The 23,782-nt window shown below is 67.9% G+C and carries 24 protein-coding genes; 11 read left to right on the top strand and 13 right to left on the bottom strand.

The window, feature by feature from the left end; genetic code table 11:
* Nucleotides 1-45: 45 nt before the first annotated feature.
* Nucleotides 46-696, bottom strand: coding sequence for an arylformamidase (gene kynB, locus BLR05_RS01240; protein WP_092831879.1), 651 nt, complete (start codon nucleotides 694-696; stop codon nucleotides 46-48).
* A gap of 134 nt (nucleotides 697-830) precedes the next feature.
* Between kynB and BLR05_RS01235 the strand changes: the two genes are divergently transcribed.
* Complete coding sequence (locus BLR05_RS01235; protein WP_092831878.1) at nucleotides 831-1,301, top strand: Lrp/AsnC family transcriptional regulator; 471 nt, start codon at nucleotides 831-833, stop codon at nucleotides 1,299-1,301.
* Nucleotides 1,302-1,307: 6 nt separating this feature from the next.
* On the opposite strand, the gene BLR05_RS01230 is transcribed toward BLR05_RS01235, so the two are convergent.
* Nucleotides 1,308-1,634, bottom strand: coding sequence for a YkgJ family cysteine cluster protein (locus BLR05_RS01230; protein WP_092831877.1), 327 nt, complete (start codon nucleotides 1,632-1,634; stop codon nucleotides 1,308-1,310).
* A 187-nt stretch (nucleotides 1,635-1,821) separates the two neighbouring features.
* On the opposite strand from BLR05_RS01230, the gene BLR05_RS01225 reads away from it, so the two are divergent.
* The 3 genes from BLR05_RS01225 to BLR05_RS01215 are packed head-to-tail and all read left to right on the top strand — an operon-like array spanning nucleotide 1,822 to nucleotide 4,342.
* The gene (locus tag BLR05_RS01225; RefSeq protein WP_192883871.1) at nucleotides 1,822-2,142 is read left to right on the top strand and encodes a FeoA family protein; all 321 of its coding nucleotides are present in this window, start codon (nucleotides 1,822-1,824) and stop codon (nucleotides 2,140-2,142) included.
* The gene (gene feoB / locus BLR05_RS01220) at nucleotides 2,139-4,043 is read left to right on the top strand and encodes a ferrous iron transporter B (RefSeq protein ID WP_092831876.1); all 1,905 of its coding nucleotides are present in this window, start codon (nucleotides 2,139-2,141) and stop codon (nucleotides 4,041-4,043) included. The genes BLR05_RS01225 and feoB overlap by 4 nt, the downstream gene beginning before the upstream one ends.
* 2 nt (nucleotides 4,044-4,045) lie before the next feature.
* On the top strand, nucleotides 4,046-4,342 hold the full coding sequence (locus tag BLR05_RS01215) for a hypothetical protein (protein ID WP_167361164.1): 297 nt from the start codon (nucleotides 4,046-4,048) through the stop codon (nucleotides 4,340-4,342).
* A 29-nt stretch (nucleotides 4,343-4,371) separates the two neighbouring features.
* Here BLR05_RS01215 and BLR05_RS01210 read toward each other — a convergent pair whose 3' ends face one another.
* From BLR05_RS01210 to BLR05_RS01190, 5 genes are all read right to left on the bottom strand, one after another.
* On the bottom strand, nucleotides 4,372-4,818 hold the full coding sequence (locus BLR05_RS01210; RefSeq protein WP_225979158.1) for a hypothetical protein: 447 nt from the start codon (nucleotides 4,816-4,818) through the stop codon (nucleotides 4,372-4,374).
* A gap of 2 nt (nucleotides 4,819-4,820) precedes the next feature.
* Complete coding sequence (locus BLR05_RS01205; protein ID WP_092831873.1) at nucleotides 4,821-5,471, bottom strand: peptidoglycan recognition protein family protein; 651 nt, start codon at nucleotides 5,469-5,471, stop codon at nucleotides 4,821-4,823.
* A gap of 95 nt (nucleotides 5,472-5,566) precedes the next feature.
* Nucleotides 5,567-6,235 carry an HD domain-containing protein gene (locus BLR05_RS01200; protein ID WP_092831872.1) on the bottom strand — a complete coding sequence of 223 codons (669 nt, stop codon included), beginning with the start codon at nucleotides 6,233-6,235 and terminating at the stop codon, nucleotides 5,567-5,569.
* Between the two features lie 31 nt (nucleotides 6,236-6,266).
* Nucleotides 6,267-7,196, bottom strand: coding sequence for an ornithine carbamoyltransferase (gene argF / locus BLR05_RS01195; RefSeq protein ID WP_092831871.1), 930 nt, complete (start codon nucleotides 7,194-7,196; stop codon nucleotides 6,267-6,269).
* Nucleotides 7,193-8,389 carry an aspartate aminotransferase family protein gene (locus BLR05_RS01190; protein WP_092831870.1) on the bottom strand — a complete coding sequence of 399 codons (1,197 nt, stop codon included), beginning with the start codon at nucleotides 8,387-8,389 and terminating at the stop codon, nucleotides 7,193-7,195. The genes argF and BLR05_RS01190 overlap by 4 nt, the downstream gene beginning before the upstream one ends.
* Before the next feature lie 261 nt (nucleotides 8,390-8,650).
* On the opposite strand from BLR05_RS01190, the gene BLR05_RS01185 reads away from it, so the two are divergent.
* On the top strand, nucleotides 8,651-8,980 hold the full coding sequence (locus tag BLR05_RS01185; protein WP_092831869.1) for a DUF3579 domain-containing protein: 330 nt from the start codon (nucleotides 8,651-8,653) through the stop codon (nucleotides 8,978-8,980).
* Nucleotides 8,981-9,160: 180 nt separating this feature from the next.
* On the opposite strand, the gene mqo is transcribed toward BLR05_RS01185, so the two are convergent.
* Nucleotides 9,161-10,858: a malate dehydrogenase (quinone) gene (gene mqo, locus BLR05_RS01180; RefSeq protein WP_092831868.1), complete on the bottom strand. Its 1,698-nt coding sequence runs from the start codon at nucleotides 10,856-10,858 to the stop codon at nucleotides 9,161-9,163.
* A gap of 286 nt (nucleotides 10,859-11,144) precedes the next feature.
* Nucleotides 11,145-11,444: a 30S ribosomal protein S20 gene (gene rpsT / locus BLR05_RS01175; RefSeq protein WP_011794312.1), complete on the bottom strand. Its 300-nt coding sequence runs from the start codon at nucleotides 11,442-11,444 to the stop codon at nucleotides 11,145-11,147.
* Between the two features lie 131 nt (nucleotides 11,445-11,575).
* Here rpsT and murJ point away from each other — a divergent pair, with 131 nt between their 5' ends.
* Both murJ and BLR05_RS01165 read left to right on the top strand, forming a co-directional pair.
* Nucleotides 11,576-13,141 (top strand): murein biosynthesis integral membrane protein MurJ, encoded by a 1,566-nt coding sequence (gene murJ, locus BLR05_RS01170; RefSeq protein WP_092831867.1) that lies wholly within the window; start codon nucleotides 11,576-11,578, stop codon nucleotides 13,139-13,141.
* A 77-nt stretch (nucleotides 13,142-13,218) separates the two neighbouring features.
* On the top strand, nucleotides 13,219-14,070 hold the full coding sequence (locus BLR05_RS01165; RefSeq protein WP_092831866.1) for a SirB1 family protein: 852 nt from the start codon (nucleotides 13,219-13,221) through the stop codon (nucleotides 14,068-14,070).
* Between the two features lie 69 nt (nucleotides 14,071-14,139).
* Here BLR05_RS01165 and queF read toward each other — a convergent pair whose 3' ends face one another.
* From queF to BLR05_RS01145, 4 genes are all read right to left on the bottom strand, one after another.
* Entirely contained in the window at nucleotides 14,140-14,985 is an 846-nt protein-coding gene (gene queF / locus BLR05_RS01160) for an NADPH-dependent 7-cyano-7-deazaguanine reductase QueF (protein ID WP_092831865.1), read from the bottom strand.
* Nucleotides 14,986-15,001: 16 nt separating this feature from the next.
* Nucleotides 15,002-15,898: a 2OG-Fe(II) oxygenase gene (locus BLR05_RS01155; protein ID WP_092831864.1), complete on the bottom strand. Its 897-nt coding sequence runs from the start codon at nucleotides 15,896-15,898 to the stop codon at nucleotides 15,002-15,004.
* 101 nt (nucleotides 15,899-15,999) lie between these two features.
* A complete protein-coding gene (yaaA, locus tag BLR05_RS01150) occupies nucleotides 16,000-16,779 on the bottom strand; it encodes a peroxide stress protein YaaA (RefSeq protein WP_092831863.1) in 780 nt (259 codons plus the stop codon).
* A 92-nt stretch (nucleotides 16,780-16,871) separates the two neighbouring features.
* Nucleotides 16,872-20,006, bottom strand: a complete 3,135-nt coding sequence (locus BLR05_RS01145) for an Rne/Rng family ribonuclease (RefSeq protein ID WP_092831862.1) — start codon at nucleotides 20,004-20,006, stop codon at nucleotides 16,872-16,874.
* A 583-nt stretch (nucleotides 20,007-20,589) separates the two neighbouring features.
* On the opposite strand from BLR05_RS01145, the gene BLR05_RS01135 reads away from it, so the two are divergent.
* Genes BLR05_RS01135 through BLR05_RS01120 form a run of 4 tightly spaced genes read left to right on the top strand, consistent with a single transcriptional unit; the run spans nucleotide 20,590 to nucleotide 23,771 of the window.
* On the top strand, nucleotides 20,590-21,621 hold the full coding sequence (locus BLR05_RS01135) for an RluA family pseudouridine synthase (RefSeq protein WP_092831860.1): 1,032 nt from the start codon (nucleotides 20,590-20,592) through the stop codon (nucleotides 21,619-21,621).
* Nucleotides 21,622-21,633: 12 nt separating this feature from the next.
* The gene (locus BLR05_RS01130) at nucleotides 21,634-22,302 is read left to right on the top strand and encodes an HAD family hydrolase (protein ID WP_092831859.1); all 669 of its coding nucleotides are present in this window, start codon (nucleotides 21,634-21,636) and stop codon (nucleotides 22,300-22,302) included.
* A gap of 30 nt (nucleotides 22,303-22,332) precedes the next feature.
* Entirely contained in the window at nucleotides 22,333-22,710 is a 378-nt protein-coding gene (locus BLR05_RS01125; RefSeq protein WP_092831858.1) for a Rieske (2Fe-2S) protein, read from the top strand.
* A gap of 8 nt (nucleotides 22,711-22,718) precedes the next feature.
* The gene (locus BLR05_RS01120; RefSeq protein WP_092831857.1) at nucleotides 22,719-23,771 is read left to right on the top strand and encodes a S49 family peptidase; all 1,053 of its coding nucleotides are present in this window, start codon (nucleotides 22,719-22,721) and stop codon (nucleotides 23,769-23,771) included.
* The last annotated feature ends 11 nt before the right edge of the window (nucleotides 23,772-23,782 follow it).

Raw genomic sequence — 23,782 nt, 5'->3', positions numbered from 1 at the left:
GCCAGAAAAGAGTCGGGAATGGATGGATGCGGCGGGCAGCCCGCGTCAGGCCAGCGCCCGCAAAACGGCGCGCACGGGCGAGGCGTCCGCGGTGGCGAGCTTCAGGGGCAGGGCGATGAGTTCGTAGTCGCCCTCGGGAACCGCATCGAGCACGAGGTTCTCCAGCACCCGCAGCCCGCGCCGGCGGATCACCTGGTGGCTGTCCAGCGACTTGCTGCGGGCGGGGTCGATGCTGGCGGTGTCGATGCCCACCAGGACCACGCCCAGGTCGGCCAGGCGTTCGATGGTGTCCGGTGCGTAGGCGGCCAGCGCGGCATCCCAGCGGTCCACCGGCATGCGCTCATAGGTGCGCACGAGCACGCGCTGCGGCAGGGCGGGCCGGTCGGCGCCCAGCGCGTGGGCAATGTGTTCCCATGCGACCAGCGGGCCCTTGCCGATCGCGTGGATCACGCGGCAGGGTCCGATGAAAGCGTCCAGGGACACGTCGCCGATCGACGCGCCCTTCGGGTCGTAGTGCAGTGGCGCGTCCGCATGCGTGCCCACATGGGGCGACATTGTCACCGCGCTCACGTTCACCGGGCATTGCGGCCCGATGGTGGCGCACCACTGCTGCGCATAGGCCGTGTCGCCGGGAAACACCGGGCTGCCGGCATGCACCGGCGCGGAAATGTCCCAAAGAGAGCGGGTCGTGGTCATGGGAAGGCTCCTCGCAGCGGCAACGCCGCCAACGCGCGCATCCTAGGCAGCCCGCATCCGCACGGTGTCGTTTAATCCCTACATGCCGGAAAATTGGAAAATCCTTCTCATTTCGGCGTTTCTGGGGAATATCTATGCAAACCGAACTGGATCGTACGGACCGGCAGCTGGTATCGGCCCTGCAGGACAACGGCCGGCTCACGTCCGGTGAACTGGCACAGATGGCCCATCTCTCGCAGTCCCCGTGCTGGCGCCGCGTGAAGCGTCTGGAAGAAGACGGCGTGATCGCGGGCTACCATGCGACCCTCAACCGGCGCGCGCTCGGCCTGGGAGTGATGGTATTCGTGATGATCGGAATCGATCACCAGACCGAAGCATCGTCCCTGCCTTTCGAGGAGGCGGTATGTGCCATTCCGGAGGTGGTCATGTTCCATGGCATCTCCGGCCCGGAGGATTTCATGCTGGTGGTCGTCACCCGCGACCTGGACGCCTATTCCGAACTGCTGCAGAACCGCCTGCACCGCCTGCCCGGCGTGCGCAGGGTGCACAGCTACTTTTCGCTGCAGGAATTCAAGGGGCGCATCGGCGGCCTGCCCGTGCCCTGACTCCGGCTAAAGGACGAAGCCTTCCGGAAGCGGCGCCATGCCGTGGCGCCGCCGGGCCTGCGCGCAGGCGCCGCGGCCCGCCTCGAATTCACGGCAGGGCGAAGGGCGCCATTCATAGATGCCGCAGGCGGCCCGCGTGCCCACCTGTCCGGACAACGCGGCGCATCGCGGCGCCGCGTGGTCGGTGCCACGCATGCGCCGCAGGCCGGCATTCACTTCGACCACGAGTCCGGCGGGAACGCAGCCGCCTTCCTCCTGCGACTCGTGCACCGAGAAATCGACGCGGAAACTCGCGCAGCAGGCGCCGCAGGTCAGGCAGGGGTGAAGGCTCATGGCGGCGCGATTGTGCCTCGGCTAGACCGCATGCCGCGCGGTGCATGGCGCAGGCGGCGCCGGGACGAGAGAAAATCGCGGCCGTGCGAGAACCTTTGCGTGCGACAGGGGTCTGTGATCCATCGCAAGGCCCAAATGGTTCTGCCAGGTAGAATGAGAATTAATATCATTGCTAACAATAGCTCCCATGAAGATGTCCGCTGACGATGCGGCCGGGCTCGCGCACGCCCGGCCTTCCTCCCCACACGCGCCCATGGGGCTGGACCAGCTGCCGCGCCGGTTGGCCGCGCACGTGGCATCCCTCCAGCCCGCGCGCGACGAGCGCGAGCAGGCGATCGTGCAGCGCCTCATGGAAATCGGCTTCCTGCCGGGCGAGCCCGTGCGCATCGTGGCCAGCGGCTTTCCCGGCGGCGATCCCCTTGCCGTCCGCATCGGGCAGGCCACCTTCGCCCTGCGGCGCCACGAGGCGGCCCTGGTCCGGGTGCAGCCCGGGGAGGTACCGGCATGACGGCGCAGACCTCGATCTCCGGCGCCCAGCCGCTGCGCATCGCCCTGCTGGGCAACCCCAACTGCGGGAAGACTGCCCTCTTCAACCTGCTGACCGGCGCCCGCCAGAAGGTCGCCAACTACGCGGGCGTGACCGTGGAGCGCAAGGAAGGTCACCTGCAGACGGCCGGCGGACGGCGCGTGCGCGTGCTCGACCTGCCGGGTGCCTACAGCCTGAACGCCCACAGCCTGGACGAAGCCGTCACGCGCGACATCGTCACCGGGCGGCGCGCGGGCGAGGCCCTGCCCGACCTGCTGGTGTGCGTGACCGATGCCACGCACCTGCGGCTCAACCTGCGGCTGGTGCTGGAGGCCCGCGCGCTCGGCCTGCCCATGGTGCTGGCACTCAACATGAGCGACATGGCCGAGCGCCAGGGCATCTCCATCGACCGCGAGGCGCTGTCGCGGGAACTCGGCATGCCGGTGATCTCCACGGTCGGCGTGCGCAGCGACGGCGCGCGGGAACTGCTGGGCTGGCTGGATACGGCCACGCCACCGCTGCCCACCGCCTCCGTGGCCGCGGGGGAGGGCCCGGCTTCCGCGTCCGAGCGTGCGATGCAACTGCACCAGGAAGTGCGGCGCGTCATGGCGGCGGCCGTGCGCGAACCCGCGGCCGCCAGCCTGCGCGCGGATGACCGCATCGATGCGGTGGTGCTCCATCCGTTCTGGGGCCTGGTGCTCCTCGCCGTGACCCTGTTCCTCATGTTCCAGGCCGTCTTCAGCTGGGCCGAGGCCCCCAAGGGCCTCATCGAGGACGGCGTGGCGGCGCTGTCGGGCTGGATCAACGCCCACATGGCCGAAGGGCCGCTGCGCAGCCTGCTCACCGACGGCATCCTGGCCGGCACGGGAGGCGTGCTGGTCTTCCTGCCGCAGATCCTGATCCTGTTCCTCTTCATCCTCGCGCTGGAGGACTCCGGCTACCTGCCCCGCGCCGCGTTCCTGCTGGACCGCATCATGGGCACGGTCGGCCTGTCGGGGCGCTCCTTCATCCCGCTGCTCTCCAGCTTTGCCTGCGCCGTACCGGGCGTGATGGCCACGCGCTCCATCACCCACTGGCGCGACCGGCTGGTGACCATCATGATCGCGCCGCTCATGACCTGCTCGGCGCGGCTGCCGGTCTATGCCCTGCTGATCGGCGCGTTCATTCCCGAGCGCGCGGTGGCCGGCGTGTTCAACCTGCAGGGCCTGGTGCTGTTCGCGCTGTACGCCGGCGGCATCGTGAGCGCCATGGCCGTGGCAGCCGTGGCCCGCCTGGCGCGGCGCCAGCAGGGCGCGACGCCGCTGCTCATGGAACTGCCCGCCTACCGCTGGCCCAGCCTGCGCGGCCTGGCGCAGGGCCTCTACGAGCGCGCGATGATCTTCCTCAAGCGCGTGGGCGGCATCATCCTGGCGGTGACCATCCTGCTGTGGTTCCTCTCCAGCTATCCCGCACCGCCGGACGGCGCCACGGGTGCCGCCATCGGCTACAGCTTCGCCGGCCGCATCGGCGCCTTCCTGGAACCGCTGGTCGCCCCCATCGGCTTCAACTGGCAGATCGCGATCGCCCTCGTGCCCGGCATGGCCGCGCGCGAAGTCGCCGTGAGCGCGCTCGGCACCGTCTATGCGCTGTCCGCCACGGGCGAGGAGGCTGCCGCGCAACTGGGCACGCTGATCGGCCAGACCTGGTCGCTCGCCACGGCGCTGTCGCTGCTGGTGTGGTTCGTGTTCGCACCCCAGTGCATTTCCACCATCGCCGCCGTGCGGCGTGAAACCAACAGCTGGCGCTATCCGCTCATCATGGCGGCCTACCTGTTCGCGCTGGCCTATGCCGCGAGCTTCGTCACCTACCGCGTGGCGCTCGCCCTGACCTCCGGAGGTGGATGAACATGACGGCGCAGGAATGGATCGTCGCGGCGGCCGTAGCCCTGGCCGCGGCCTATGTCTCCTGGAAATGGATGCCCGCGCGCTGGCGCGCCCGCCTGGGCGGCGTCCATCCTGCGCTGGCGGCATCGTCGGGTTGCGGGGGCTGCGACAGCTGCGGTAGTGGTAATGGCGGTGGCGGCTGTGCGACCTCGTCGCCGCAGGCCGGCAGCGGCGATGGGAAGCCGGTGGTGTTCCATCCCCCGGTGCGCAGCCAGGGCGCCGGAGCTTCCCGTACGCAGCAGGGCTCTTCCTCTTCCTGAGCCGTCCGCGCCGGGCTGCGGGCTGCGCCTCAGTCCCGGCCGCCGCTTCCCCGGCGGCCGGGCGGCTGGAATCCGAAACCCGGCTCCAGGATGTCCGTGCAGTTGCGGCAGTACAGGAACTGCGTTCCCCGGTCATCGCTGATGGAGCCCCAGCCGGTCCAGTTGTCGATGGACACCTTGAACCGCCGTCCATCCGTCAACTCCACGCGGCCTTCGGCGTTGCAGTCATCGACAAGCATTTCCTGGTCATAGCGCTCCGGGGTACCCGCGCGGGCGTGCGCCAGGAAAAACCGCAGGCGCTTCTCGTCGAGCACCATGTGGCTGCATCGGCCCTGGCCGAAGCTGCGGGCCGCAGGCTGGTCGATGGTGACCTGGCGCACATGCTGCGGTTGCCAGAATTCCTGGATCGGCCGACCTGCGGCAAGCGCAGTGCCGAAGCCCATGGTTGCGATGGCCGTGAATATGATGGGGCGCATCGTCATTGCCAAGATGCTGTTGCGGCTTCGGTGGCGTTCTTCCGGCTTACATCCGGGTGCTTGTGGATCTCGGCGGATGGAATTCGTAATGCTTTGGTTAGCCCATCCACCAAATAACGGAGTGATGCCTGTTGCTGTGATGTAAGTGGTTCAAATACTGCTCGATTGCCCATGAATGCTCTCTGCTGCTGATCATTCAATCCGGGCGGCATCGAGACGCCAGGGGGAAGCGATGCTACGCCGACAATCTCTATTCCCATGCTGTCACTATTGGACGGATAGCGTCCAGGCACAACTTTTTGCATTTCAATGCGGTGAGTCGTGGTCGGAGTGGCAGTCTTCAGCGTCTTGATTTCCGCTGGTGTGCAGCGATGCTCTGCCAGGCACCTTGCCCTCAACGGTCCTACATGACTGGTCCGCTTGAACACGGATGCCGTCTGATAAATGGTACCGTCCTTCAGAATCAGGAAGTGGGCGCCGTTCGCATTGGCCAGTCGATAACTGTTGAATGTGGATTTTTCGGTAGCTGCGCCCGTCTGATGAACGATGATGCCCGAAATCACTTGCATAGCCGTACGCTCTATCGTAGTAAACCGGTAAGGCCTGATTTTGGGATCGCGCACGACCATCCCCTCCGTATCGAAAAAGAGCATGTTCCCTCCTTGTATGGAGGTGCATGTTGTCACTTATGTGCGAATGCGCTGTTATCTCTTGTGACCCCAGTATCTGGATGCAGGGGCTCCGCTGCCTAGAAAGTCTTGCCCGCACCCAGCACCTCCAGCGCATGCCGTAGATTCTCCCGCGCCTGGGCCTCGTAGCGATCGCGGAACCAGGGAGTGGCATACAGGGCCGGCCGCTCCAGGAACGACCGGAGGATCGCGCAGCGCCCCGCCACGTAACGAGGCCAGCGCACGAACCGGTACTCGCGCCGCACGTTGCGCTCGAATCCGGCATAGACGGCCGGAGGCTGTCCGAGGATGGCGAGGTCGATGTCCACCACCCAGCAGGCATCCCCCCCGGGAGCCGGGCCTGCACCATGGCGCGTCGCCAGGATGTGGCGCTCCACGGTCTCCACCCGCGCGTTGCCGAAATCCTGGCCCTGCAGGAAGCGGCATGCCCAGCGCGCGCTGCGCTCCTCGTTGCGGCCCGACCAGGGCCAATAGACGGCGTCGTGGAACCAGAGGGCGAGGGCGATGGCTTCCGGGTCCTCCATGGGCTGCGGCCCGGCAGCGGCGCGCGCTGCCTCCCAGTGGTCCAGGCAGGCGCGCAGGTGGTGCGTGTCATGGTACGCACGGGGCCAGAACGACCAGTGGCGCAGCAGGCGCCGTCCCTCCGAGGTCCAGGCGGGCCCGTGCCGGGACAGCGACCGGCCCAGTGCTTCCCAGCGGGCCAGCAGAGCGTCCGGGCGGGAGTCCATGGCGGAGGCCGGGCCGCTCGGGGGGGCGTGGTCAGGCCATCCGGCCCAGCAGCAGGTATTCCATCAGTGCCTTCTGCACGTGCATGCGGTTCTCCGCCTCGTCCCAGACGACGGATTGCGGGCCGTCGATCACGTCGGCCTCCACTTCCTCGCCGCGGTGCGCCGGCAGGCAGTGCATGAACAGCGCGTCCGGGCGCGCCGCGGCCATCATCTCGGCATCCACGCACCAGTCGGCGAAGGCTTTCTTGCGGGCCTCGTTCTCGGCCTCGTAGCCCATGCTGGTCCACACGTCCGTTGTGATGAGGTCGGCGCCCCGGCAGGCTTCCAGCGGGTCGCCGAACACCTTGTAGTGCGAGCCGGCCGCCACGCCCGCGATGCGGCTGTCCACTTCGTAGCCCGAGGGCGTGCTCACGTGCACCGTGAAGTCCAGCAGCTCGGCCGCCTGCAGCCAGGTATTGGCCATGTTGTTGCCGTCGCCCACCCAGGCCACGGTCCTGCCCTGGATGGAACCCCGGTGCTCGATGAAGGTGAAGATGTCCGCCAGGATCTGGCAGGGATGGAATTCGTTGGTCAGGCCGTTGATGACCGGCACCCGCGAGTGCGCCGCGAAGCGCTCGATCTTGGTCTGCTCGTAGGTGCGGATCATGACCAGGTCCACCATGCGGCTGATGACCTTGGCGCTGTCCTCGATGGGTTCGGCGCGCCCGAGCTGGCTGTCGCCCGTGGTGAGGTGCACCACGCTGCCGCCGAGCTGGTACATGCCAGCCTCGAAGCTCACGCGCGTGCGCGTGCTGGCCTTCTCGAAGATCATGGCCAGCGTTCGGTCCGTGAGCGGATGGTGCTTCTCGTAGCTCTTGAACTTGCCCTTGATGACCGCCGCGCGCTCGAACAGGTAGGCGTAATCCTGGGCGGAAAGATCCTTGAATTGCAGGTAGTGCTTCATGTGGGAGGCGGTTTTCATTCGGCCAGGAAGGCCTTGACCAGCGGAGCGAGCAGGGACACGATCTCGTCGGCTTCCTCGCGCGTGAGGATGAGCGCGGGCACCATGCGGATCACGCTGTCCGCGGTGACGGACAGCAGCAGGCCTGCCTCGGCCGCGCGGCCCACGAGCACGCCGCAGGGGCGGTCGAGCTCGATGCCCAGCATCAGGCCCTGGCCGCGGATCTCCTTCACACCGGGCAGTCCGCCCAGCTCGCGCTGCAGGGCTGCCTTCAGGTGCGCGCCCACGTCGGCCGCGTTCTGCAGCAGGCCTTCTTCTTCCATGATCCGGATGGTTTCCACGCCCGCGCGCATGGCCAGCGGGTTGCCGCCGAAGGTCGTGCCGTGGTTGCCCGGCGCGAAGATGTTCGCCGCCCTGGGGCCGGCCACCACCGCACCGATCGGCACGCCCGAGCCCAGGCCCTTGGCGAGCGGCATCACGTCCGGCACGATGCCGGCCCACTGGTGCGCGAACCACTTGCCGGTGCGGCCCATGCCGCACTGCACCTCGTCGATCATCATCAGCCAGCCGCGCTCGTCGCAGAGCTGCCGCAGTTGCTGCAGGTACTCGATGCGCATCGGATTCACGCCGCCTTCGCCCTGGATGGTCTCGAAAAACACCGCCACCACGTCGGGATTGCCTTCCGTGGCCTGGCGGATGGCCTCGATGTCGTTCATCGGCACGCGGATGAAGCCTTCGACCAGCGGGCCGAAGCCGGCCTGCACCTTCGGGTTGCCGGTGGCCGACAGGGTGGCGATGGAGCGGCCGTGGAAGGCCTTCTCGTACACCACGATCTGCGGGCGCTCGATGCCCTTGTCATGGCCGTACTTGCGTGCCAGCTTGAGCGCAGCCTCGTTGGCTTCCAGCCCGGAGTTGCAGAAGAACACGTTCGTCATGCCGGAGCGCTCCACCAGCTGAGTGGCGAGCTGCTCCTGCAGGGGCACGTGGTAGTAGTTGGAGCTGTGGATCAGCTTGGCGATCTGTTCCTGCAGCGCGGGCACCAGCTTCGGATGGTTGTGTCCCAGCGTGTTCACGGCGATGCCGCCCAGCGCGTCGAGGTACTGCCTGCCGCCCACGTCCCATACCCTGCAGCCCTGGCCTCGCTCGAGCGCGATCGGCAGGCGGCCGTAGGTGTTCATCACGTGGGGCGAGGCGGGCTGGGCGGAAGCGCTCATGCAGAAATCTCCAGGCGTTCGATGCATATCGGGAAAGAATGCGCCGGTCCGGGGAGAAGGCCGGCCGGCGCGCGAAGCACGATTCTAGGTGCAGCCCATGACGGCGCCGTTGACGATTGCGCATCACAGCCATGCGGGCCGCCGGGGTGGCCGGGGCAGGGTCTTTGGGGCGGGTAGCTCTTATATAAGAGTTAGAATGCTGGTCAGTAGCGCCTGGCGGCGATCCTGCGGCGACTTCCCTCCACGACCCCCCGATCCCCCATGGTTTCCCCCAACTCGAAAGAAGTCTTCATCCAAGGCATCACCCACGACGGGAAAACCTTCCGCCCCAGCGACTGGGCCGAGCGCCTGGCGGGCGTCATGAGCCAGTTCCGGCCCGGCGGCGCCCGGCCCGGCAGCCACCTGAGCTACTCCCCCTGGTGCGTGCCCACCACCATGAATGGCGTGAAGTGCGTCGTGGTCCACCGCGACCTGCAATCGCACGAGCCCATGGCCTGGGATTTCGTCATGAACTTCGCTCGGGACAATGGCCTGCAGGTGGCCGAGGCCTGCCTGCTTCCGGACGGTGCACCCGCTCCCGGGAAAGCCTGAACACCGCCCAGGACTGGCTCGCCGCGCACCGTGCGCAGCAGTCCGGCCCCTTGAGGGGCGGCACCCAATCCATCCCCATTTCCCACGGCCCCGTCGCCGCGATGGTGCCGGCGGCAATGAAAAAGCCGCGCTGGCGGCATTGCCATCCAGCGCGGCCAGGCATTGTTGCCAGCGTCGGCCTCAGAGGGCCTGCATTTCCTTGTTCAGGCTGCGCGGAGCGGCCGGTGCCGCGGAGGCAGGCGCCGCCGGCTGCGTGGCAGGCTGGGAGAGATCGGCCGGAACGTCCAGGTAGGGCAGGTGCAGGGCCGTGCTGGTCATGCGCCGGATCTCGTTGGTCGTGGCGGCGCTGTCGTTGATCTTGCGGCCATACGACGGGACGATCCGCTGCAGGCGCGGCTTCCAGCCGGCGTCCGTCATCTGCCGGGGGAACGCCTTGGCCATCAGGTTCAGCATGATGTAGGGCGCCGTCGATGCGCCGGGAGAGGCGCCCATCAGGGCCGCGATGGTGCCATCGGCATCCGTCACGACTTCCGTGCCGAACTGCAGCACCGCTCCCTTTTCCGGATCACGCTTGATCACCTGCACGCGCTGTCCGGCGGTGATCAGGCGCCAGTCCTTGCGCCTGGCCTGCGGGAAGTAGGCCTGCAGCTCCCTGTAGCGGTCCTCGTCGGTGAGTTCCGCCTGTTGCACCAGGTACTTCACGAGGTCGAGGTTGTGGATGCCCACGCGCAGCATGCCCATGAGGTTGTCATGCGTGATGGAAGAGAACAGGTCGAACCAGGAACCGCTCTTGAGGAACTTCGTGGTGGCCAGGGCGAAGGGGCCGAAGAGCACGACCGGCTTGCCGTCCAGGTTGCGGGCGTCCATGTGCGGGACCGACATCGGCGGGGAGCCCGTCGATGCGATGCCGTAGGCCTTCACGTCATGGCGAGCGGTGAGTTCGGGGTTCTCGGTGGCGAGGAACTGCCCGCCCACGGGGAAGCCCGCGTAGTTCTTCGACTCGGGAATGCCCGATGCCTGCAGCAGCTTGAGGGCCGCACCGCCGGCGCCCACGAAGACGAAGCGGGCCTTGATGGTCTTTTCCTTGCCGCCCTCGGCCAGCTGGGCCACGGTCACGTTCCAGGTCTTGTCGGCGTTCTGGCGCAGCGCGCGCACTTCGTGCTGCAGGCTCAGCGTGAAATTCGGGCTCTTGCGCAGGCCTGCCATGAGCTGGTTCGTCACCGCACCGTAGTTCACGTCGGTGCCCAGGGGCATGTAGGTGGCGGCCACCTTCTGGGCCGGATCGCGGCCCTCGATCATCAGCGGAGCCCATTGGCGGATCTGGGCCTGATCCTCCGAATACTGCATGCCGTAGAAGAGCGGGTTGCGCACCAGCGCGGCATGGCGCTTGCGCAGGTAGGCGATGTTGTCATCTCCCCAGACGAAGCTCATGTGGGGGGTCGGGTTGATGAACGTGCCCGGTGCCTGCATGGCGCCCCGGCCGATCTGGTGCGCCCAGAACTGGCGCGACACCTCGAACTGCTCGGCGATGCCCACCGCGCGCCTGGTCTCGATGGAGCCGTCGGGGAGCTGCGGCGTGTAGTTCAGTTCCGCGAAGCCCGAATGCCCCGTGCCTGCGTTGTTCCAGCCATTGGAGCTTTCCAGGGCCACGCCGTCCAGTCGCTCGAAGACCTGGATTTTCCAGTCGGGTTGCAGTTCCTGCAGATAGGTGGCCAGCGTGGCGCTCATGGTGCCGGCACCGACCATCGCGACATCGATGGGCTGGTCGTTTTCGGCAGGGGGTACGGAGCGGGGGAAGAGGGGCCAGTACAGAAACAGTACAGCGGCCAGGGCGAGCACCAGCAGGGTGCCGGACAAGGCTTTGATCGTCTTTTTCATGGAACACGAAGGCAGCGCGCAAGGCAGCCTGCATCAGGGACGAGCAGGCCGAGCGCCACTACCGGAGAACAGGAATTTTTGGAAGCGGGATTCTCCCACCAAAGTGAAAACCTTTACAAAAATCAAGCTTCACTTTCCCAGGCCATGGTATTGCAGCGCGTAAGCCCGGAATAGGGACCCTGAAACGAAAAAACCGCCCGAAGGCGGTTTTCCGTTTTTTGCTGACAGCGCACCCGTTGCAAACGGCGGGCGGCAGGGCCACCCGGGCTGTTTTGCCTGAAGAGGGTCAGGCGGCCAGTGCCAGGGCTTTCACCTTGGCGGACAGGCGGCTCTTGTCGCGAGCTGCCTTGTTCTTGTGGAAGATGCCCTTGTCGGCGATCGTGTCGACCACGGACTGCATTTTCGCGAACAGTTCGGAGGCCTTCGTCTTGTCGCCGGCCAGGACGGCCTTCTCGACGTTCTTGACGGCAGTGCGGTACTTCGAGCGCAGCGAGGTGTTGGCTGCGTTCAGCTTCACGTCCTGGCGCGCGCGCTTGCGGCCGGAGGCGAGGCGGGGGTTCTTTTTCTTGGGCTTGGCAGATGCCATGATGGATTCCTTAGGTGTCTGAGGATGATGTCAGCAAAGCCGGCGATTATAGCCCAGGCCGCGGGGGCGCGGCTCCAGCGCCCCCGCGGCGGGGACGTGGGCCGCGGTGCGCAGCGCATACACTCCTGCCCGTGTCACTGTTCAAAGCCGCCTCCACCGTCTCCCTGCTGACCCTGGCCTCCCGTGTGACGGGACTGGCGCGCGATCTGCTCATGGCATCGATGTTCGGCGCCAGCGCGCTCACCGACGCCTTCAACGTCGCCTTCCGCATTCCCAACCTGTTCCGACGCCTTTTCGCGGAAGGGGCATTCAGCCAGGCCTTCGTGCCCGTGCTGGCCACGCACCGGGCGCAGCACGGCGAGGACGCCACGCGCGCGCTGATCTCGAGCGTGGCGACCACGCTCTTCTGGGTGCTGTTGTTCACCTGCCTGGCGGGCGTGCTGGGCGCGCCGCTGCTGGTCTGGCTGCTGGCCAGCGGGCTGTGGCAAAACCCGGAGGGCTACGAAGCGGCCGTGCTGATGACGCGCTGGATGTTCCCCTACATCGGCTTCATGTCGCTGGTGGCGCTGTCCGCCGGGGTGCTCAATACCTGGAAGCGCTTCGCCGTGCCGGCCGCCACGCCGGTGCTGCTCAACCTCTGCATGATTCTGGCTGCATGGCTGGGCGCGCCGCAACTGGCCGCGCGCGGCATCGAGCCCATCTACGCCATGGCGGGAGGCGTGATGCTGGGCGGCATCGCGCAACTGGCTGTGCAACTGCCGGCGCTGCACCGGCTCCGGCTGCTGCCGCGCATCGGCATGTCGCCCGGCGCGGTCCGGACTGCCTGGCGGGCGCCGGGGGTGCGGCGGATCCTCGCGCTCATGGGGCCGGCCCTGCTGGGCGTGGGCGTGGCGCAGATCTCCCTGATGATCAACACGCAGATCGCTTCTTACCTGGCCCCGGGCAGCGTCACCTGGCTTTTCTACGCGGACCGCCTGATGGAGTTCCCCACCTCGCTGCTGGGCGTTGCCCTGGGCGTGGTGCTCACGCCGCAGCTCGCGGCCGCCCGTGCCGCCGGCGACGCGCAGCGCTATTCCGCCATGCTGGACTGGGGCCTGCGCATTGTGGTCGTGCTGTCCGTGCCGTGCGCCGTGGCCCTGCTCACCTTCGCTCAGCCGCTGGTGGCCACGCTGTTCCACCATGGCGCGCTGCACGACGGCGACGTGGGGCAGATCGCCCTGGCGCTCGCGGGCTATGGCGTCGGGTTGCTGGGGCTCGTGGCCATCAAGGTGCTGGCGCCGGGCTATTACGCCAGCCAGGACATCCGCACTCCCGTGCGCATCGCGGTGGCCGTGCTGTTCGTCACCCAACTGCTCAATGCCCTGCTGGTGCCCTGGCTGGAGCATGCAGGCCTGGCACTGTCCATCGGGCTGGGCGCGCTCGTGAACGCCCTGTGGCTTCTGGTGGGGCTGCTGCGCCGCGGCAGCTTCCAGCCGCAGCCCGGCTGGGGACGCCTGCTGATGCAGGTCGTGGCGGCCAGCGCCCTGCTGGCGATTTTCCTGATCTGGGCCAGCCGGTACATCGACTGGATCGCGATGCGGGCCCACGAAGCGCAGCGTGTGGGGTGGCTCGCGGTGTTCCTGGCAGGAGCGGCACTGCTGTATTTCGGCGCGCTGTGGGCGGCGGGAATGAAGCTGCGCCAGTTGCTGCGCCGCTGAAGCCCGACAAAAATTTTACCAGTGCGTGGAATGCGTCTGCTTGACGCCCCCCGGCGCACGCCCGTACAACCTCTGGCATGGCTCTGAGCTATTCCCTCCCGACACCGCTTGAATATTTCGCCGCTCTCGTGCAGAGCGACGAGCAGTTTCCGTTGCTGGAAGCTGCAGCCTGCATCGCCCACGACGAATACCCCGAATTCGACGTGCAGCAGCTGCTCGGCGACATGGACCAACTGCTGGCCCGCGTACGCCGCCGGTTGCCGGAGGACGCCTCTTCCCTGCAGCGGCTGCGGTCGCTCAACCAGTTCTTCTTCCACGACCTGGGCTTCGGCGGCAACGTCAACAACTACTACGACCCGGACAACAGCTACCTGAACGCCGTGCTGCGCACGCGCCGGGGCATTCCGATCTCACTGGCCGTGCTGTGGATGGAACTGGCGCAGGGGCTCGGGCTGCATGCGCGGGGTATCTCGTTTCCCGGGCATTTCATGGTCAAGGTGCTGCTGCCGCGCGGGCAGGTGGTCCTGGATCCGACCACGGGCCAATCCCTGTCCCGCGAAGACCTGGCCGAGCGGCTGGAGCCGTTCCGGCGGCGCAGCGGACTCGTGGACGACTTCGAGGTGCCCCTGGGGCTTTACCTGCAGGCCGCCCCGGCGCGCGAGGTCATTGCCCGCATGCTGCGCAACCTGAAGGAAATCCACCGGTCCCAGCAGGATTGGGGCCGCCTCGCGGCCGTGCAGGAGCGGCTGGTGCTGCTGCTGCCCGATGCCTGGGGCGAATGGCGCGACCGCGGCCTGGCGCGGGCCGAACTGGGCCACGCGGAAGGGGCGGTGTCAGACCTCGAGACCTACCTGGCCCATGCCGAGGACGCGCTCGACGTCGATGCCATCGCCGCGCGGCTGGAGCAGCTGCGGCGCGCCGGAGACTGACGGGCCGAAGCAGCCGCCATGGCTTCTTGCCGGGTGTCCCGCGGGGTCGGAGCCGCCCCGCAGGGCACCTCACTGCCGCGCCGTGCGAATGTTGGCCGGCAGCGCCTGGGGATGGCTGGTGCGCAGCGGATTGATGTCCAGCCCGCCGCGCCGGGTATAGCGCGCGTACACCGAGAGCTTGATCGGGCGGCAGCGCGTCCACAGGTCCATGAAGATGCGCTCCACGCACTGCTCGTGGAACTCGTTGTGGTTGCGGAAGCTGACCAGGTACTGCAGCAGGCCGGCCTGGTCGATCTGGGCTCCGCTGTACTGGATGCGCACGCTGCCCCAGTCCGGCTGGCCGGTCACCAGACAATTGCTCTTGAGCAGGTGGCTGGTGAGCGTTTCCGTGACGGGGGCCTCGCCATGGTTCGCATGCAGCAACTCCGGGGCGGGGGTGTAGTGCGTGCACTCCAAGTCCAGGCGGTCCAGCAGCAGGCCGTCGAGTTCCTGAACGGGCTCGCGGTCGAACATCTCGGGCAGCACCAGTTTCACGCCTACCGTGGCCTGGCGGTCCGATCCGCGCCACGCGGCCTCGCTGATATCCGCCCGGATGCGTGCCTGCACTTCCGCGGCATCCGTGAATCGCGTGCTGTTGAAGCTGTTCAGGTAGAGCTTGAACGACTTGCTCTCGATGATGTTGGGCGTCTCGCAGGGAACGGTGATGTGCGCGAGCGCGACCTGCGGCTTGCCGCGCAGGTTCAGCCACGACAGCTCGAAGGCGGTCCACAGGTCCGCCCCGAAAAAGGGCGGGGCGCCCGTCATGCCGATCTCGTCGCGCTTGGGCTGGCGAGGCAGGGGGAACAGCAGCGAGGCGTCGTACTGGTCGGCGTAGCCGGAGACGCGGCCCAGCTGGGATTGGTCGGGAGTGTTCATGGTGTGTTCGCCTGCGTCATTCGAAGCGCCGTTCGCGCAGCCACTTCGTGGCGATCCATTTGTCGCCGGCGACGACGGGAGCGCCGCCATGGAGCGTGCGCGTGGAGGGGTGGGGGCGTTCGTAGCTGAAGAACACGGCGTTGCCACGGCGCGGAGCGACTTCCAGGTGCACGTCGGGGAAGGTGGTGCCGCCGCCCTTTTCCGGGTCGTTGAGGTAGATGACGATCGTGGCCACGCGCTGTCCGCCGCGGCGCAGGATGGTCGGCGTGCCGGGCTCCGCAGGATCGAAGTAGTCGTAGTGCGGCTTGTATTCGGCACCGGGCCGGTAATGCAGCACCTGAAGGCCCTCGCCGTTCTCCAGGGGCCAGTTCACGAGCCGGGCGATGCGCGCCTCCAGCCGGGCCACCACGGGGTTTTCCTCGCGCTGGAAGAACATGCCGTTGCTGGTGCGGTCGTCGTTGACTTCCTCGCCGCCCGTGCGCGTGGCGACGGTGAGCGACCGGGCCATGCGGGGACGGGCCGTATCGATGACGGCATCGCATTCCTCGGGCGACAGCAGGTTGCCGAACAGCACCACGCGCGGCTGGGCCATGACCATGAGCACGTCCACGCGGCGGTCGCCGACATCGATGCTGCCGGGGGACTCCGCCAAGTCCGGCTCGGGCACGCGCGAGGCTGCCGGATGGCCCTGCTGCACCGCCAGCGTGTCCAGCTGCTCGCGCAGCACGTGCTCCATCGCATAGGTGGCCACGTCCTCGCTCCAGCCCGCGTCGAGCATGGACTGCAGCACGGCGGGCGCACCGAAGCCCGCCTGGGCCTGCGCGATGATCCAGGTGCGCAGTTCCGGCGTGATGGACTGGGAGGGGGCGGCGTCCGTGTCGGTGCGCGCTGCAACGGGGCGGTTGGCGGACATGTGTGCGGTCGGGAAAGTGGGTGGGAGTACGGCCATCGGCAGGCGGGTACGTTAACCCCCGTGCCAAACACGGCCGCAGAGTGCGGTTTTTCGGGCGCGCCTCAGCCTCCGTCCTTGCGGCGGAAGACGAGGCGGTCCTGCACCGACGCGGAAGCGTCGAACGCATAGCCTTCGAGATCGAAGCCCTCCAGCTGGCGGGGCGCCATCACGCGGTGCTGGACGGCATAGCGCGCCATCAGCCCGCGGGCGCGTTTGGCATGGAAGCTGATGATCTTGTAGCGGCCGGCCTTCCAGTCCTCGAACACGCATTCGATCACGCGCGCCTTCAGCACGGAGGTGTCCACGGATTTGAAATATTCCTGGGAGGCGAGGTTCACCACCACGGGCGTGGCATCGGCGGCGAGGCGCTGGTTCAGGTGTTCGGCGATGCGCGTGCCCCAGAACCGGTAGAGGTTGGCTCCGGCGCCGGTGGCCAGCCGCGTGCCCATCTCCAGGCGGTAGGGCTGCATCCGGTCGAGGGGGCGCAGCACGCCATAGAGGCCGCTCAGGATGGCGACGTGGTCCTGCGCCCAGCGCAGTCCGTCGCCGTCCAGGCTGCGGGCGTCCAGGCCTTCATAGACATCGCCATTGAAGGCGAAGAGCGCCTGGCGCGCGTTCGCCGCCGTGAACCGCGGCGACCATGCGGCATAGCGCGCGGCATTGAGCCCGGCCAGCGCGTCGCTGATATCCATCAGGGACGCGAGCTCCTGCGGAGACTTCTCGCGCAGCACGCCGATGAGCTGCGTGGACTCGGGAATGAACGGGGGGAGGGTGTGGGCCAGCCCTGGCGGCAGCGGGGTGTCGTAGTCCAGGGATTTGGCGGGAGACAGCAGGAACAGCATGGGAGCGGATTCCCTCGGGGCAGCGGACGGTCCGGAAAAATGCGGACGGCCGGTGGCGCCAGTCACGTGGCGCCACCGGCCGTCGGAGCCCGTCAGGCGACGGACGAAGGCTGCTGCTCGAACGGCAGCTTCATGTCGCGCAGGTCGCGGCGGGTCTCCACGAGCACCAGCGGACCCTCATCCAGCACGACGGCCGGAGGCCGCTCGCGCGGTACGTGCACCGGGTGGGGCTCCGCGGCGATCGCCGCCTGCGCGGCCGCGATCTTGTCCGCATCGGAGTTCACCCACTGCAGGCCCGAGCTTTCGGCGATCCGGTTCAGCTCATCCACCGGCAGCTTGAATGCCTGGACACGCGGCAGTCCTGGCACGGCTGCGGCCGGTGCGGGCGCAGGTGCAGGCGTTGGCGCGGCGACCGGTGCGGGCGCGGGCGCGGGCGCGGGGACCGGCGCCGCAGCCGTGGCCACGGCAGGTGCCGGCGCTGCTGCCGGTGCCTGCGCAGGTTGCGCAGTGACCTCGTCCTGCGCTGCAGGCGCTTCCGCCGCGGTGGAGGGCGCCGGTGCGCCGCCCCCCTGGCTGAAGTAGCTGCGGCGCGGCGCTTCCTGGGAATGGTCTTCTCCGGCCGTTTGCTCCACGGCCTGCGCCGTGCCGGACTCGGACACCGGTGCGGATTCCGCCTCCGCGCCTTCGCGCGGTGCGCGCTCCCGGCGGTCACGTCCATAGCGGTCGCGCGACCGGCGCTCGCGGCGCGGCTCCTCGCCCGGGGCGGAACCCGTGGACGGGCCACCGGCTTCGCTGCCGGTCAGGTCCAGGTCGGGCAGCGAGGCCATCGGGGACGTGTCCACGAATTCGGCCTGGCCGTCCTCTCCGCGCGGGCGGCGGTCACCGCCGCGTTCACGGCGTTCCCGGCGCTCGCCGTTGCGAGGGCCCCGTTCGCCGCGCTCCTGCGGTGCGGCGCCCTGGCCTTCGATGCCGACGTCCGCGGCCGACACCGCGAGACCGGCGTCGGCGCTCATCGGCTGCTGGCGCGGGGCGTCGCCGGCATCCCGGCGCTCGCGGCCGCGGCCGCCTTCACGGCCCTCGCGGCCTTCACGGCCATTGCGGGGCGCGGGCTCTCCGTCTGCGCGGATGGAGGTGTCGCGTCCATTCTCGCGTCCACCTTCGCGGTCACGATCACGTTCCCGCGCCGGCCGGCCTTCGCGGCCTTCTGCATCGCGCGGCCCCCTGCCGTTGCGCTGCGCCTCGCCTTCGGCGCGTTCCGGGCGTTCTCCGCGCTCACCACGGCGGCCGCGGCCTTCCGCGCCACCGTTCTCGCGCTGACCGTCACGGCTGCTGCCATTGCCGTCGCGTCCGCCGCGCCGGCCGCCACGGCGTCCGTCACGCGGGGCATCGGCGGCAGGCGCCGGGGCTGGAGCCGCAGCCGGCGCGGACACCGGGGCCGGGCGCGGTCCGAAGCCGAAGAGGCTCTTGAGCCATGCGAAGAAGCCCTGTTCCTGCGGGGCTGACGGTGCAGGCGCAGGTGCCGGGGCGGGCGCCTGCGCCGGAGCGGGTGCGGCGGCCGCGTGCGAGCCGTTGCGTGCGCCCGCAGCACGGGGCGTTTCCGGACGCGGCTCGGCGACCGGGGCCGGCGCGTCGGGCAGCACGCCCTTGATCACCGGGGTCTGCTTGTTCGTCGGCTCCTGGGAGCGACGCGTCACCGTGGTTGGGTCCTCCATCTCCTCGGCCAGCCTGTAGCTCGCGGCGATATGGTCCAGGCGCGGGTCGTCGTGCTTCAGGCGCTCGAGCTTGTACTTGGGCGTCTCCATGGTCTTGTTGGGGACCATGAGCACGCTCACGCGCTGCTTGAGCTCGATCTTGGCGATCTCGGTGCGCTTCTCGTTGAGCAGGAACGAGGCCACTTCCACCGGCACCTGGCAGTGCACGGCGGCCGTGTTGTCCTTCATGGACTCTTCCTGGATCATGCGCAGGATCTGCAGCGAGAAGCCTTCCGTGTCGCGCACGTGGCCCGTGCCGTCGCAGCGCGGGCAGCGGATGTGCGCGCCTTCGCTCAGCGAGGGCTTGAGGCGCTGGCGGCTCATTTCCATCAGGCCGAACTTGCTGATCGTGCCGAACTGCACGCGGGCGCGGTCGTGGCGCAGCGCGTCGCGCAGGCGGTTCTCCACCTCGCGGCGGTTCTTGCTCTCCTCCATGTCGATGAAGTCGATCACGATCAGGCCGCCCAGGTCGCGCAGGCGCATCTGGCGGGCCACTTCGTCGGCGGCCTCCAGGTTGGTGCGGGTGGCGGTCTCCTCGATGTCGCCGCCCTTGATGGCGCGCGCGGAGTTCACGTCCACGGACACCAGCGCTTCCGTGTGGTCGATCACGATGGCGCCGCCGGAGGGTAGGGTCACCGTCCGGGCGTAGGCGGATTCGATCTGGTGCTCGATCTGGAAGCGGCTGAACAGCGCTGCATCGTCGCGGTAGCGCTTGACCTTGGCGGCATGCTCGGGCATGACGTGCGACATGAACTGCTGCGCCTGTTCATAGATGTCGTCCGTATCGATGAGGATGTCGCCGATGTCGTTGTTGAAGTAGTCGCGGATCGCGCGGATCACCAGCGAGGATTCCTGGTAGATCAGAAAGGCACCCTTGCCGCCCCTGGCGGCACCGTCGATGGCGGTCCAGAGCTTGAGCAGGTAGTTCAGGTCCCATTGCAGCTCGGGCGCCGAACGGCCGATGCCGGCGGTGCGCGCGATGATGCTCATGCCCTTCGGGTACTCGAGCTGGTCCATCGCCTCCTTCAGCTCGGCACGGTCCTCGCCCTCGATGCGGCGCGAGACGCCACCGCCGCGCGGGTTGTTGGGCATCAGCACCACGTAGCGGCCTGCCAGCGACACGAAGGTGGTCAGGGCCGCGCCCTTGTTGCCGCGCTCTTCCTTCTCGACCTGGACCAGCAGCTCCTGGCCTTCGCGGATCACGTCGTTGATGCGGGCCTGGCTGGGCGAGACGCCCTCGGCGAAGTACTGGCGGGAGATTTCCTTGAAGGGCAGGAAGCCGTGGCGGTCTTCGCCGTAATCGACGAAACAGGCCTCCAGGCTGGGCTCCACCCGCGTCACCACGGCCTTGTAGATATTGCCCTTGCGTTGTTCGCGTCCCTCGATCTCGATCTCGTAGTCCAGCAGCTTCTGGCCGTCCACGATGGCGAGGCGCCGTTCTTCGGGCTGCGTGGCATTGATGAGCATCCGCTTCATGATGCGTTTCCTTCTTCGTTTGGGTGCGGTGCGCCGTGCAGCGAAAGGCTGCACGCGTCCCGGGGTTCAACCGTTGACACAGGCTCTTCAGGAGCCATGGATGCCAGGGCCGACGCACTGAAACGAAGGAATTGCCGCTGAAAGCCAGGCGGCCGCGAAGCTGTTGACTAGCTTGGCAGCCGGGGAGGTGGGGCGTGGATGGGGGCGATGCAGGAAGCGCGCTTCTTGGCCACGAAGAATGTCGATGGCTGGGCACGCCATGCGGGCGCCTGCGGCATGCGGACGGCCCGCGCCAGAGGCTGCTGCCTCTGCCACAGGGCCATGATCCAAGCCATCAGCGCCAACATGTTTTTCGCTTTGATCCGCGGCAGGGGCGATCTCCGTGGAGAGGCGGCCTGCCGGTTGGGGATTCCGTTTGGGTGTTTCAATTCGTCAGCCGGGCCGTGCGGCATGCGGGCCTTCGCAGGCGACCGGCCTGCAATCTGCGCGCACGACGCCCGTTGGCATCGACCTTCCTGTGCGGCATGCCGGGTCGGGTGGACTAAACTCCAGACAAATCAACCACTTACACAACGTCGCACAGGTGAAACACATTATAGGGGCCAAACCGGTGCCCGGCCGTCCCCCCGCCGACTCCGAACCGGGTGCCGTGGCCGTGCGCCGGGTGGAGGTCGATGCCGAGTCCGCAGGGCAGCGGCTGGATAACTTTCTGATACGTGAACTCAAGGGCGTGCCCAAGACGCACGTCTACCGCATCATCCGCAGCGGCGAAGTCCGAATCAACAAGGGGCGGGCCGCGGCCGACACCCGCGTCGAGGCCGGTGACGTGATCCGCGTGCCGCCCGTACGCATCTCCGAAAAGGTGGCCGCCAAGGCGGAGCGGCCCGCACCGGCCAGGGAGTTTCCCCTGCTGCTGGAGGACGAGCACCTGATCGCCCTGGACAAGCCCGCCGGCGTGGCGGTGCACGGCGGCAGCGGCGTGAGCTTCGGCGTCATCGAGCAATTGCGCCAGGCGCGCCCGCAGGCCCGCTTGCTGGAGCTGGTGCATCGCCTGGACCGGGAGACCTCGGGCATCCTGCTCGTGGCCAAGAAGCGGTCGGCGCTCACCCACCTCCAGGACCAGTTCCGCGAGCGCGAAACCGGCAAGACCTACCTGACCCTCGTGGCGGGCGATTGGCCGGAACGCCTGAAGGTCATCGACGCCCCCCTGCACAAGTACCTGCAGGCCGACGGCGAGCGCCGGGTGCGCGTGACCACGGAGGACGATCCCGACGGCATGCGCTCCATCACCCTCGTGAGGGTGCGCAGCCGCGTGCCGGCCCGGCCGGCCGAGGGTCTGCCGGCCATGGCGCTGCTGGAAGTGACGATCAAGACCGGCCGCACCCACCAGATCCGGGTCCACCTGTCCAGCCGGGGCCATCCGATCGTGGGCGACGACAAGTATGGCGACTTCGATCTGAACCGCCGCGTCCAGAAGCACGGCCTGCGCCGCATGTTCCTTCATGCATGGCGGTTACAGTTCAGCCACCCCGCCAGCGGCGAGCGCATCGAGCTGCATGCCGACCTGCCGGCGGAGCTGTCCGGCTTCCTTCCCGCCGCTCCCGCTCCCACCTGACGCCCGCCGCCCATGTCCGCCTCCCGTGCCCGCCGCTTCGATCTCATCGCCTTCGACTGGGATGGAACCCTGTTCGACTCCACCGCCATCATCGTGCGCTGCATCCAGGATGCCGTGCGCGACGTGGGCGGGCAGGTGCCCAGCGACCGCGACGCCGCCTGGGTGATCGGCATGGGGCTGATGGAGGCGCTGGCGCATGCCGCACCCCACGTGCCGCGCGAAAAACATGCGGAACTGCGCAGCCGCTATGGCTACCACTATGCGCGCCACCAGAACGACCTGAGCCTCTTCGAGGGCGTGCTGCCGATGTTGGAAGAACTGCGCGCGTCCGGCCACCTCCTGGCCGTGGCCACCGGCAAGAGCCGCCGGGGGCTCGACGAAGTCCTGCACACGGTTTCGCTGCGCGGCATGTTCGATGGATCCCGGACGGCCGACGAAACCGCCAGCAAGCCGCATCCCCTCATGCTGCAGGAGCTGATGGCGGAGTTCGGCGTGTCGCCGGAGCGGCTGCTGATGATCGGCGATACCACCCACGACCTGCAGATGGCCCGCTCTGCCGGCTGCGCCGGCGTGGGTGTGAGCTACGGAGCGCACGAGCCCTCCGGATTCCATGCGCTGGAGCCGCTGCATATCGCCCATTCCGTGGCCGATCTGCACCAATGGCTGGTGCGCAACGGCTGACCGCACCGGTGCACCGCTGGAAGACCCCATATGCCCGCTGTCTCAGGATCGGCCATTCCCCTGTGCCCGAGCGATGCACTGCGGGAGGGCGACGATGCCGTTCCATTCGGTGTCGTGTGGGCCGGGCAGTCCTGCCGTGCCTTTGCCATCCGCTATCAGGGGCAGGCCCATGCCTACCTGAACCAGTGCACCCATGTGCCCATGGAGATGGATTGGCAGCCCAACCGCTTCTTCGATGACACGGGGCGCTGGCTGCTCTGCGCCTCGCATGGCGCGGCCTACCGCCCCGACACCGGAGCCTGCGCGGGTGGCCCCTGCCGCGGCGGACTGGTGAAGATCACAATTTCGGAAGAGTGCGGAGTGGTGCGCTGGCATACTGGTTCCCAGTTGCAACCCGTGGAATTTTGAGACATCCCATGACCGATCCGACCCGGAAAGAACCCTCCGGCCTGGAAGCTGATCCGTCGCCCACACCTGACCTGTGGGCCCAGAGTGCTCCTGAAAAAATAGCAAAAGATACGCCGTCCGTGGCTGGAAAGGCCCCCGGCTGGGAGCGTGACGTGCTGGAAAAGCTCGTCTTCGCCACCCTCTCCGAGCAGCGCTCAGCACGCCGCTGGCGTGTTTTCACCCGCATGGCGTGGCTGGTTTTCCTGGTCGCCGTGGCCTGGGTGTTGCTTGCGCGCGACGTTGCGACGCCCAGCAAAAGCACGCCCCACACCGCCGTGGTGGACATCAAGGGCGAGATCGCGTCCGGCGCGGAGGCCAGCGCGGAATTCGTGGTCGCGGCCATGCGCAGCGCCTTCGAGGATTCCGGCTCGCAGGCCGTGGTGCTGCTCATCAACTCCCCTGGCGGCAGCCCCGTGCAGGCCGGCATCATCAACGACGAGATCCTGAGGCTCAAGGCCAAGTACAACAAGCCGGTCTATGCGGTGGTCGAGGAAACCTGCGCATCGGCCGCCTACTACATCGCGGCCGGCGCCGACCAGATCTTCGTGGACAAGGCCAGCATCGTGGGCAGCATCGGCGTGCTGATGGACGGGTTCGGCTTCACCGGCACGATGGAGAAGCTCGGCGTGGAGCGCCGCCTCCTCACGGCCGGCGAGAACAAGGGCTTCCTCGATCCGTTCAGCCCGATGTCCGAGAAGCAGCGTACGTATGCGCAGGCCATGCTCGACCAGATCCACCAGCAGTTCATCCATGTGGTGCAGAAAGGTCGGGGCGATCGCCTCAAGACCACGTCGGATACGTTCAGCGGCCTGTTCTGGACCGGCCAGCAGGCCGTCGAGATGGGGCTGGCCGATCACCTCGGCAACCTCGACTACGTCGCCCGCGAGGTCGTCAAGGCCGAGGACATCATCGACTACACGCGCCGGGACAACGTGGCCGAGCGACTGGTGAAGAAGTTCGGCGCTGCCATGGGCGAAACCGCCGTCCGCGCCCTGGGCGCCAGCCTGCCGGCAGTGCGCTGAACAGGCGGGCT

The organism is Paracidovorax cattleyae (genome assembly GCF_900104515.1).
In the GTDB taxonomy this organism is placed as follows: Bacteria; Pseudomonadota; Gammaproteobacteria; order Burkholderiales; family Burkholderiaceae_C; genus Paracidovorax; species Paracidovorax cattleyae.
Note: the sequence above shows the minus strand (reverse complement) of the source record. Positions and strands in the feature narration are given on the sequence as shown.